General features: G+C 52.7%; 9 protein-coding genes. 1 reads left to right on the top strand and 8 read right to left on the bottom strand.

The genetic code is table 11. From position 1 onward, the window contains the following. The 8 genes from ACLQ7H_RS28625 to nagE form a co-directional block, all read right to left on the bottom strand. Positions 1 to 463: ABC transporter ATP-binding protein (locus ACLQ7H_RS28625; RefSeq protein ID WP_411755596.1), on the bottom strand; the 463-nt coding region annotated here is incomplete at its 3' end. Next, entirely contained in the window at positions 456 to 1,619 is a 1,164-nt protein-coding gene (locus ACLQ7H_RS28620) for an efflux RND transporter periplasmic adaptor subunit (protein ID WP_411755595.1), read from the bottom strand. The genes ACLQ7H_RS28625 and ACLQ7H_RS28620, both read right to left, overlap by 8 nt. Then, positions 1,616 to 3,754: a peptidase domain-containing ABC transporter gene (locus tag ACLQ7H_RS28615; RefSeq protein WP_411755594.1), complete on the bottom strand. Its 2,139-nt coding sequence runs from the start codon at positions 3,752 to 3,754 to the stop codon at positions 1,616 to 1,618. The genes ACLQ7H_RS28620 and ACLQ7H_RS28615 overlap by 4 nt, the downstream gene beginning before the upstream one ends. A gap of 24 nt (positions 3,755 to 3,778) precedes the next feature. Further along, entirely contained in the window at positions 3,779 to 4,726 is a 948-nt protein-coding gene (locus tag ACLQ7H_RS28610) for an ABC transporter (protein WP_411755593.1), read from the bottom strand. Next, positions 4,726 to 5,394, bottom strand: a complete 669-nt coding sequence (locus tag ACLQ7H_RS28605) for a thiol:disulfide interchange protein (protein ID WP_411755592.1) — start codon at positions 5,392 to 5,394, stop codon at positions 4,726 to 4,728. The genes ACLQ7H_RS28610 and ACLQ7H_RS28605 overlap by 1 nt, the downstream gene beginning before the upstream one ends. 213 nt (positions 5,395 to 5,607) lie before the next feature. After that, positions 5,608 to 5,796: a DUF4762 family protein gene (locus ACLQ7H_RS28600; RefSeq protein ID WP_024483185.1), complete on the bottom strand. Its 189-nt coding sequence runs from the start codon at positions 5,794 to 5,796 to the stop codon at positions 5,608 to 5,610. A gap of 520 nt (positions 5,797 to 6,316) precedes the next feature. Then, entirely contained in the window at positions 6,317 to 7,981 is a 1,665-nt protein-coding gene (gene glnS / locus ACLQ7H_RS28595; RefSeq protein ID WP_411755591.1) for a glutamine--tRNA ligase, read from the bottom strand. Positions 7,982 to 8,171: 190 nt separating this feature from the next. Next, positions 8,172 to 10,208: an N-acetylglucosamine-specific PTS transporter subunit IIBC gene (gene nagE, locus ACLQ7H_RS28590; protein WP_411755590.1), complete on the bottom strand. Its 2,037-nt coding sequence runs from the start codon at positions 10,206 to 10,208 to the stop codon at positions 8,172 to 8,174. Between the two features lie 336 nt (positions 10,209 to 10,544). On the opposite strand from nagE, the gene nagB reads away from it, so the two are divergent. After that, positions 10,545 to 11,337 (top strand): glucosamine-6-phosphate deaminase (gene nagB, locus ACLQ7H_RS28585; protein ID WP_411755589.1); only part of this gene is annotated, 793 nt, incomplete at its 3' end.

Here is an 11,337-nt window from a genome sequence, read left to right as displayed (position 1 = left end):
GTTGCTGCCCACCGGAAAGCTGGGCCGGTTTGTAATGAATACGCTGCTGCAACCCAAGCCGGGTCAGTAAATACTCGGCCCGTTGCTGACGCTCAGCCGTCGGCATCGCCGTATACAGAGCCGGGATGGCGACGTTTTCAGCGGCGCTGAGGTACGGCATCAGATGATAGCGCTGGAAAATAAATCCAATGTACTGGCTACGTAATTGAGCCAACTGTTCGCTACTGGCCTGTGGGGTGGAAATACCCTTGATGGACATCTCCCCCTGCGTCGGCTTATCCAGGCAGCCGATGATATTCATCAGCGTGGATTTACCCGATCCGGAAGCGCCAATGATCGCCACCATTTCTCCCCGCTGAATAGTGAGTGAGATAGATTTCAACACCGCCACCGTCTGCAATCCGGACACAAAATGGCGAGATACGCCGCGCAGGACGATCAAAGGATCGCTATGTTCAGCCATGATGATCGCTTCCCGTCACCGAGGAGCTCAGCACCACGCGATCTCCCTCGTTGAGCCCTTCTTTGACTTCGGCAAACTGGCGGTCATTAAGCCCAATACGGACCCAACGTAGTTCAAGCTGCTTGCCATTCATCACCTGCACCTGATAGCGGTCTGCATCCCGCTGTGCGCCAAAGGCGGCAACCGGCACACGCAGGATATTCCTGGCCTGTTCGGTGATGATAAACACCTGGGCAGTCATTGAGGTTCGTAGCAAACGCTGGGCATTGGCGATAACAAAAACGCCGTTGTAATACACCGCAGAGGCTTGTTGACTGGAAGACGTCGCGAGGCTGTCGTCCAGCAAGGCCTCGCCAGGCGCTTCCTGGATCGAGCCCATCACGCTTTCATAGCGCTTTTTCGGATCGGCAACCACGTAAAACCACAGTGGCTGCCCAACGCGAACCTTGAGAATGTCCGTTTCTGAAATGCGGGTATGCACTGACATGGTATCGACATCCGCCAACACCAAAATGGTGGGGACGGTTTGAGAAGAGACAATGGTTTGCCCCTCTTTGGTGACAATCCCCAACACTTCACCATCTATCGGCGCGACAATGCGGGTAAAGCCCAGGTTGGCACGTGCCGTTTCCAGCTCCATCTGCGCCTGAACGATTTGGGCATCATTCACCTTTAGCTGGGCGACCTGCGTCTGGTGCTGGGCCTGGGCTTTCTGCAACTCACTTTTTATGCCGGAACCTTCGCGATCCATTCTGCGCTGCCGGGTCAGTTCCTGCTGATACTGTTTAAGCATCGCCTGAGTGACCTGTTTCTGCGCCTGCGCGCTTTGTAATGCCGCTTCTGATTTACGTAGCGCATTCTGCTGCAACGTGGGGTCAATCTCTGCCAGCAGTTGCCCGCGAGTGACACGATCCCCCTGCTTCACATACAGCTTTTGCAGTTGCCCGTTGACCTGCGCTCCGACGCTGACTTGCAACAACGGTTTAAGTATCCCGGTGGCCAGCACCGTTTTCTCAATATCACCGCGGGTAATTTCGACAGTGTTGAGGGCACCCTCTGAGGTTGGTGTCATGGCATACCAGACAACCACACCGCTCAATGCGGCCAATGCCAGCACCGCCATCAGCAACTTCTTCCCTGTCATTTTAATTTTCATGAGTATGCTGCCGCTGTCAGGTCTGGTTGCGGTGCGAACAGGGTATCAACCTGCGCCATACCCCCATTGTCCATGCGATAAACCCGATCAAACATCGACAGCACGCTTTCGCTGTGTGTCACGGTGATCAGCGTTTTGTGCTGTTCACGGCAATGGGCCAGCAAGGTCGTCATCACCTGATGCGCCGTATTTTCATCCAGGTTGGCCGTGGGCTCATCCAGCACCAGCACCGGGCAGTTGCTGTACATTGCCCGTGCCAATAACAGGCGTTGGCGCTGCCCCAAGGACAAGCCAGCATGGCTTTCACGGATCAGGGCATTAAGGCCACCCGGCAGTTTTTCTACTACCGAGTGCAGATTCAGCCCCTCAAGAGAGCGCTTGATTCGCAGGTGTCGATGCTCGTCCAGGTTCTCATCAAACAGCGTGATGTTCTCTAACACCGAGGCATTAAACAAAATATCTTCCTGACTTTGCAGGAAGAACAAGGTGTGTATCTGCCGGTAATCGACCGGCTGACCATCGACCACCACCTCACCTTGCTGCGGAGCCATCAGGCCGGTTATCACTTTCAGCAGCGTGCTTTTGCCCGTCCCCGACTCACCGACAATGGCAATCCGTTGGCCGGGTTGCAGCGATATCGACAAATCATGCAGCACCGGCTGCTGGGCATCGTAGGCAAAGACAATATGGTGAAAACTCAACCGAGAGCTGAACTGCGGGAGCGTTTTAGACGCCGCTTCATGTTCTGAGTAGGAAGGAAACAGATCCCGCGCACGGGTATCGATGACGTGCAGCTGGTTCTTCTGCAAAATGGCGTAGAATATTTTGGTGATATACGAGGTGAAAATCTCCCGCACAAAACTGTAGGCAAAAAACTCCCCCAGCGTCAGAACCCCCTTTTTCAACAATGGCAACGCCAGCAGCATGAAAAACACCATCTCCAGGCTACCGATCAGCTGATACAGGCTGCTTTTTACCTGCTCATAAATTCTCTGCTGCTGCTGGCAGGTAAACAGAGACAGCGCGTAGCGGGCAAACACGCTTTTGCGCTGGCTGTCCAGCCCAGCGGATTTGATGGTGGAAAAACCCTGAATGCTTTCCAGAATAAAATCGCTTTGCTCCGCCGTTTTTACCTGCAACTGCTGGGTGTAATAGCGATCGCGGTAGATGGCCCAGATGCTGATCAATCCCATTAGCGTTACGCCAACGCCAGAGACCATCGCCAGCAGCGGGCTCATGTAACACATGACGCCTAACGCGATAGCGCCGATAATCCAATCGGTACGCAGGCCGTTATCCAGCTCGATCTTGATGCCGGACGCCAGCTGCCAGTTAGAGAAGCGGCTGAACACGTCGCCCGGTGCGCGTTTGGCAAAGAAGTTGAGCGAATTACTGAGTAACCGCGAGAAACCGGCTACGCTGTTGACCACCACGAAGCGTTTGATAAACCGCTCCGTAACCCAACGCACGGCGAAGGCCAGCAGGGTAGAGACAAAAAACGCCAGCAGGAAATAGAAATACGGGAAGTCGGCTTCACCCGCCGAGGAGTAAACCTGATTAATGGCGCTGCCCACCATCGTCGGCATGATGAACAGGGTTAAGGAAATCAGAAAGGCCAGCACCATCAGCCGATAGATACCCGGCATCCTGGCGGTCTCTTTCAGGCTCATGCACTCCAAGGCTTTGAAACCCGTACTGCTCTTTTTATTAGCCTGTGCCTGTAGGTCGGGTTGGCTTTCACCATCCAGCACCAACGCGTAGCCGCTGATTTCCAGTTTTAATGCATCGATGGGCAACAACTGCTGACCTATCGCCGGGTTCATCACGCAAACATAGTTGCCTTGGCGGTACGCCAACAGCACATAGTGGCTGGCACCATAGTGTAAAATGGCTGGCAGGGGCAGCTCCGCAAGCTCACCATGGTCGAAAATCACCGGGTAAGCGGGTATGGCCAGCTCAGAGAGAATGGTACATAACGTGGTTAACGAGGTGCCATGCTGCGACGCAGGATAGCGTTCACGCAGGTTCTCCAGCGGGGCATCGATGCCCTGCGTCTGCGCCAGCATAGCAATGCAAGCCAACCCACACTCATTGGTTTCACCTTGAAAAACCTGCGTCGGGATTATCTTTTCCATGATCTGACTTCTTCAATTTCCAGATTATTCATTGATAAAAAATAACGAATGCGAGTGCCATAACAGCCAGTCTTCAGGATGCCGGGCTATCGACGTTTCAATGATTTCCGGCAGCCTGGCTTTCAGGCTGCGAGCCTCCACCGGCGGCTCAATATGGATTTTTAGTTCCTGGTCGTAATACAGATAATAAAAAACCACCTGCGCCGATAACGCCCGGGCAATCCGTATCACTCCACTGTGCAGATTGGCAGGGCGATCAAAAAGCCGACAAGGTAGTTTTGCCGTTGCTGCTGTATTGGCATTTACGGTGTAATCGGGAGTGATATCAGGGAAGATCATGATGTTCCGCCGATGATCCGCTGCCTCCATGATCGCCGCCATCAGGTTGCCGGCAATTTCCCTGCTATCGTCATGGATCGAACAATAAGCAAGATTGACCTTCCCTAGCTGGCGGACTTTTTCCTGATAGATTTCCACACTGCTGGAAACGATCACCGTTGCCTGACCAGGGAAAACAGCTCCCCCAACCATGCCGGCCAACACATCGGAAACCATATGTAACGGAGCTAGCACCACCGGCGAACCGGCTTGATGCAAAGGCTCCACCACGGCATTCAACTGCGCTTTACAACGCTCCATCTGAGCTTGTATCTGAGGGTTTTGCCCATAGGTCGCGGCCAGATCCAATAGCCGCCGACGATAGCTCATCCCGGCAAAATCCAATTTACGGCCATCGCCAAGCAAGCACTGCTTATTGGCGGCGGCCACAAAAGCACGCCTACGCTCCCCCCGGTCACCCAGCCGCAACCTTCTGCCCCACGCTGCCAGCACAAGAAACCAACGATAATCACCGTGCTGCAATAACCAACAGGCGGCACTTCTCTGTGCTTTGCGCAGGGGCGCCAGACTACGCATCAGCGTTGCCAGGCTATTTCGCCATGCCAGATAGGCCCACACAGCAAAGAAACGCATTAGGGCTCCAGCGGTTTGTCATGCTGTAATAACGACAACAAGTGGTCAGCAAACTCGGGGAACTCACGATCCTGCAATGCCAGCCATTTTCTGTTGACGATAAAGCTCGGCGTTGCATCTATGTTGTAATATCGGGTGACCTCAGTCATATAGCTCAGTAAGGCTTTCACCTGCGGGGTCTGGCTAATACGGGCGTACTCTGCAGGATCGATGTTTTGTTCCTGAAGCCAGACATCACGATGTTTAGGGTTACTCAGATCGATCTTGTCCCGGATAATCGCGTCATAGGCGCTTTGACGGTGCTGCGGTTCAATGCCCATCACCGTTAACGTCGCAAACAATGAAGAAAAACTGGCCAAACCATTCATCTGCTCGTTATTGATATGCAAACGGATCAACTTGCTCCCGGCAGGTATCCGCGTTTCCAGCTTATCAATGTTTTCTTCATTCAGGGCGCAGTAGTGGCAGCCATAAGAGAAGAGCTCGATAAGGGTATTGCCTTCTTTGATCGGACTATTGTTAGCATTATTATTATCGAAAGCGACCAGGCTTTGCTGTTCGTCATTAGTGTTCAATACAAAATAGTGAAAATAGGCTGTAGTAATGAGTGATGAAACAATAATAACCACTAACGTATACAGGGTAATAAATAGAGGGGTTCTGAACATAAAAAACGCGTCCTAAAAAGGCCTGGCAATTAGCTTTATTGTCGCGAAACAGGCTGACACGAAAAAACCTCGCATCAGCACTGAAATAAACGCTGAATAATGATCCATGCCTTACCCGCCCTTACTGGACACAGGGTTGAGCGTGACTCGGGCTCAATAACCCTCTACTCAAGGGTAGTAAGGAGGGTGGCAACAGGATACCCTTACTCAGTATTACTTCTCAATGATACCGCAATTGGCCAAAGCGGTAGGTTTAGAGTCCTGGCTGATGACTTTACCGGTTTTATCGGTACAGGTCGTTACCATATTGCACTTGAAACCAGAGGCGATATATTTGGTAGAACAGGTTTTGCAGGTACCGCCGACGATTGAGTTGGCTTGAGAAACAGTAAGCTTTTTCACAACATAATCCTTATATAGTGAGTATAAATCAGCCTTGGCATTATCTATCTTGATAGAAAAAAGCCATGCTTAGTATAAAGGCACAATAAACTATGCCTTTATTAAAGCATGCTGATTTTTATTATTTACCACCCTGTATTTCTGGCAAGAATAGCCGAACAACTAACGCAGATCAATAAATTTGTGGCTAATACGCAGAGCGGTAAAATATAAGTATAAGTGGTCGCAACTCCCCACCATTTCGATATTTAGTAATAGGAATAAGCCAAGTTGAGCTACTCAAAACTTATGCAATATTTAGTACAGGCCAGATAAACCTGACGAGTTTATTACTCCAATTTTATTATGGGCTTATAGTTACCGGTAAAAGAACGCGGGCCAAATGGCCAAAATCAGGGACGGTAAGCGGGAGGGGAAACGACATGAGGGTAGCATTCAAAGCAAAACAGAAGATGTCTCTTGACCAGAAGATCCGATCAAGAGACAAACAGGCAAGGAAACGCGCTAGGCTTGGCTAAGCTTAAGCGCCAATCTTGGCCCAGGTATCACGCAGGCCAACGGTGCGGTTAAACACCAAGCGTTCGGCCGTAGAATAGCGGCTGTCGGCGCAGAAATACCCTTCACGTTCGAACTGGTAGGCTTTTTCCGGCTGGGCAGCTGCCAGGCTTGGCTCGACAAAGCCTTGCTTGATAATCAGCGATTCCGGGTTGATGGTAGCGAGAAAATCCTCTGCCGCCGCCGGGTTTGCCACGCTGAACAGACGATCGTACAGGCGAATTTCTGCCGGCAAGGCATGCGCCGCAGACACCCAGTGGATCACGCCTTTCACCTTGCGGCCATCGGCAGGATCTTTGCTCAGTGTCTCAGGATCGTAGGTGCAGAAAATGGTGGTGATTTCACCCTCCGCATCCTTCTCCATGCGTTCGGCCTTGATCACATACGCATTACGCAGGCGCACTTCTTTGCCCAGCACCAGGCGTTTGTACTGCTTGTTGGCTTCTTCACGGAAGTCCGCACGGTCGATGTACACTTCGCGGCTGAACGGCACTTGACGGCTGCCCATTTCCGGTTGGCTCGGGTGGTTAGGCATGGTCACCATTTCCACGTCTTGCGACATGTTTTCGATGATCACCTTCACCGGATCCAGCACGGCCATGGCGCGCGGCGCGTGCTCGTTCAGATCGTCACGAATACAGGACTCCAGCGCCATCATCTCGACGTTATTGTCCTGCTTGGTGACGCCGATACGCTGGCAGAATTCGCGAATGGAGGCGGCCGTATAGCCACGGCGACGCAGGCCGGACACGGTCGGCATACGTGGGTCATCCCAACCTTCTACAATCTTCTCACTCACCAGTTGGCTCAGCTTGCGCTTGGACATGATGGCGTATTCGAGATTCAGGCGCGAGAACTCGTACTGACGCGGATGGCAAGGGATAGTGATGTTATCCAGCACCCAGTCATACAGACGGCGGTTATCCTGGAACTCCAAAGTACACAGCGAATGGGTGATCCCTTCCAGCGCATCGGAAATGCAGTGGGTGAAATCGTACATCGGGTAGATGCACCATTTGTTGCCGGTCTGATGGTGTTCTGCAAACTTGATACGGTAGATCACCGGATCGCGCATCACGATAAACGGCGAGGCCATATCGATCTTGGCGCGCAGGCAAGCGGTGCCTTCGGCAAACTCGCCGTTACGCATCTTCTCAAACAGCGCCAGGTTCTCTTCCACCGTGCGGGTACGGTACGGGCTGTCTTTGCCCGGAGCCGTCAGCGAGCCACGATATTCACGGATCTGCTCGGGAGAAAGTTCATCAACATAGGCCAGGCCCTTGCCGATCAGCTCAACCGCATACTGGTGCAGTTGATCGAAATAGTCCGAGGAATAACGAACGTCGCCGTTCCAGGTAAAGCCTAACCACTCCACATCGTGCTTGATGGAGTCGACAAATTCGATGTCTTCTTTTACCGGGTTGGTGTCATCGAAGCGCAAGTTACATTGGCCCTGATAATCCTTGGCGATACCAAAGTTCAGGCAAATGGACTTGGCATGGCCGATATGCAGATAGCCATTAGGCTCCGGTGGGAAACGTGTATGAACCGACGTATGCTTCCCTGATGCCAGATCTTCATCAATGATCTGACGGATAAAATTGGTTGGGCGGGCTTCTGCCTCACTCATGTCACTATTCCTCAAATGCAAAGCGCTACACATATAACCTTCTATGTTCCAATAAGCAGAGCCCAGAAACAACCGTTATTAGTCAAGTTCCCGTGGCATAAAAACAAAAAAGCGGGAAAAGATCGCTCTTTTCCCGCTGATACTGCTCACCGCCCGTTTAACGCCCGGGGGAGCCAGGGTTAAACCCGACTTATTTCTGGATCTCGAACAGCTTGGTCTGGCCAGCAACCACATTGCCGGTTGCTAGCGCCGTCAGGCCAGCATAGTCATCCGCATTGCTGACCACTACCGGGCTGATCATCGAGCGCGCGTTGGCGTTCAGGTATTCCAGATCCATATCCAGGATTGGCTGGCCTGCTTTCACCTCTGCCCCCTCTTCCACCAGGCGTTTAAAGCCCTGACCGTTCAGCGCTACGGTGTCGATACCCATGTGCACTACGATCTCCGCGCCCTTGTCTGTTTCCAGGCAGAAAGCGTGGTTGGTGTTGAAGATCTTCACCACGGTGCCATCAGCTGGCGCCACGACGATTTTATCGGTTGGGCGAATGGCCACACCGTCACCGACCGCTTTGCTGGCAAAGGCTTCGTCTGGCACCTGTTCCAGAGCAACCACTTCACCGGTTACCGGCGCTACCAGCGCTTCCAACACGGTTTTAGCAGCGTTAGGTACGGCCTGCGGTTTAACTTCTGCCGCAGCGGCTGCGGCGGCTGGAGCAGAGGCTGCCGCTACCGGGCCTGCTGCAATCACTTTGGTCATTGCACTGGCAATCAGTTCGGCACGAGTCCCGACAATCACCTGCACGCTTTGTTTGTTCAGACGGATCACGCCAGAAGCACCCAGGCGCTTAGCCAGAGCATCGTTCACCAACGCAGAATCTTTAACGTTCAGACGCAGACGGGTGATACAGGCATCGATCCCGGTCAGGTTGTCAGAACCCCCGATGGCGCTCACATAGCGACGAGCCAGGGTAGTGGTTTCATCTTCGTTTTTACCCGCAGCGGTGGTATCCACGTCATAACCGTCGGTTTCGTCACCGGCAACCGCCAGTTCACGACCTGGGGTCATCAAGTTGAATTTTTTGATGGTGAAACGGAAGACCACGTAGTAGATAGCGAAGAACACCAGGCCTTGCGGGATCAGCATGAACCAGTGGGTGGCCAGTGGGTTACGCGTTGACAACGCCATATCCACCAGACCGGCACTGAAGCCAAAACCGGCAATCCACTGCATGCTGGCTGCGATGTATACGGAGATACCGGTCAGAATGGCGTGGATCACATACAGCACAGGTGCAACGAACATGAAGGAGAATTCCAGCGGCTCGGTGATCCCGGTGAAGAAGGCAGCGAACGCCCCCGCCATCATGATACCCAGCACTTTCGCTTTGTTCTCTGGACGCGCGCAGTGGTAGATGGCCAGTGCTGCACCCGGCAGACCGAACATCATGATTGGGAAGAAGCCTGCCTGGTAACGACCGGTGATACCGATAGTGGCTTTACCCGCTTCGATAGACTGCGAGCCACCCAGGAAGTTAGGAATATCGTTAATGCCAGCCACGTCAAACCAGAATACCGAGTTCAGCGCATGGTGCAGACCGACCGGGATTAACAGACGGTTGAAGAAGGCATAGATACCGGCACCGGCAGAGCCGAGCTTTTGGATCTGCTCACCGAAGCTGACCAGACCGTTGAACACCACCGGCCAGATGTACATCAGGATGAAGGCAACCAGGATCATCAGGAAGGAGATCAGGATTGGCACCAGGCGGCGACCGCTAAAGAATGACAGCGCTTTCGGCAGTTCAACACCGCTGAAACGGTTGTAGACTTCGGCAGAGATGATACCCACCAGGATACCCACGAACTGGTTCTCAATTTTGCCAAAGGCGGCTGGAACCTGATCGAGAGGGATCTTCTGAATCATTGACACGGCGGCAGGTGAACACAGCGTGGTCACTACCAGGAAGCCGACAAAACCGGTCAGTGCAGCAGCACCGTCTTTGTCTTTGGACATACCGTAAGCCACACCAATGGCGAACAGGACCGACATATGATCGATAATGGCCGCACCGGATTTGATGAACAAGGCTGCCAGAGCATTGTCCCCACCCCAGCTAACCGGGTCAATCCAGTAGCCGACGCCCATCAGGATGGCCGCGGCAGGCAGTGTGGCTACCGGAACCATCAAGGCCCGACCCACCTTTTGTAAATAACTAAGAATGTTCACCTTTTCCCCCTATTCGTCCGATGCCGGACCCTATTGGCAGTTTATTGAGATAACTCACTACCTTTTTAGAAATAACGCTTGGCACGTATCACTCATGCGGAGTGTAAAAAAATTATTTCGTATCGCAAATTAAAACCTCCTTTTTTGTGACAAATGTCACCAAAAAGTAGTGTTAAACTGCCACATTGCTAGCCATCGCACAAAACTTATTTTATCATTCAAAAAATCAACGGGCAGTAATCCCTAATACCCGCTTCACAAAGCTGAGTTACGCTTTAAGCTACGGTGGTTGCCCGTACCAGTATAGACACAGTTTATTCTACCTAGAGGTGTACGATGAGACTTATCCCACTACAAGACACTACTCAAGTCGGCAAATGGGCCGCACGCCATATCGTTCAGCGTATCAACGCCTTCAAACCGACCGCAGATCGCCCGTTCGTGCTTGGCCTGCCAACCGGTGGCACCCCGCTGGAAGCTTACAAACACCTGATCGCGATGCACAAAGCCGGTGAAGTCAGCTTCAAGCACGTCGTGACCTTCAACATGGATGAATATGTTGGCCTGCCGCAGGAACACCCGGAAAGCTACCACACCTTCATGTACCGTAACTTCTTCGACCACGTTGATATCCCACGTGAAAATATCAACCTGCTGAACGGCAACGCACCAGACGTTGACGAAGAGTGCCGTCAGTACGAAGCCAAGATGAAATCCTACGGCAAAGTTAACCTGTTCATGGGCGGCGTGGGCTTCGATGGCCACATTGCGTTCAACGAACCAGCCTCTTCCCTGGCTTCACGCACCCGTATCAAAACGCTGACCGAAGAAACCCGCATCGCCAACTCCCGCTTCTTCGACGGCGACGTAAGCCAGGTGCCAAAATATGCCCTGACCGTCGGCGTAGGTACCCTGCTGGATGCGGAAGAAGTGATGATCCTGGTTACCGGCCGTGGCAAGGCACAGGCGCTGGAAGCCGCAGTGGAAGGCAGCATCAACCACCTGTGGACCATTAGCTGCCTGCAGCTGCATGCCAAAGCCGTGGTGGTTTGTGACGAACCGTCCACCATGGAACTGAAGGTGAAAACCGTTAAGTATTTCCGCGAGTTGGAAGCGGAAAGCGTTAATA

It is taken from the genome of Serratia sp. (in: enterobacteria), assembly GCF_046715635.1.
In the GTDB taxonomy this organism is placed as follows: Bacteria; Pseudomonadota; Gammaproteobacteria; order Enterobacterales; family Enterobacteriaceae; genus Chania.
The sequence above is the reverse complement of the archived record's forward strand: the minus strand, read 5'-3'. Positions and strand labels throughout refer to the sequence as shown.

Coding starts and splice junctions, on each gene's coding strand:
- ACLQ7H_RS28620 (WP_411755595.1), bottom strand. CDS start 1,619: ATGAAAATTAAAATGACAGGGAAGAAGTTGCTGATGGCGGTGCTGGCA.
- ACLQ7H_RS28615 (WP_411755594.1), bottom strand. CDS start 3,754: ATGGAAAAGATAATCCCGACGCAGGTTTTTCAAGGTGAAACCAATGAG.
- ACLQ7H_RS28610 (WP_411755593.1), bottom strand. CDS start 4,726: ATGCGTTTCTTTGCTGTGTGGGCCTATCTGGCATGGCGAAATAGCCTG.
- ACLQ7H_RS28605 (WP_411755592.1), bottom strand. CDS start 5,394: ATGTTCAGAACCCCTCTATTTATTACCCTGTATACGTTAGTGGTTATT.
- glnS (WP_411755591.1), bottom strand. CDS start 7,981: ATGAGTGAGGCAGAAGCCCGCCCAACCAATTTTATCCGTCAGATCATT.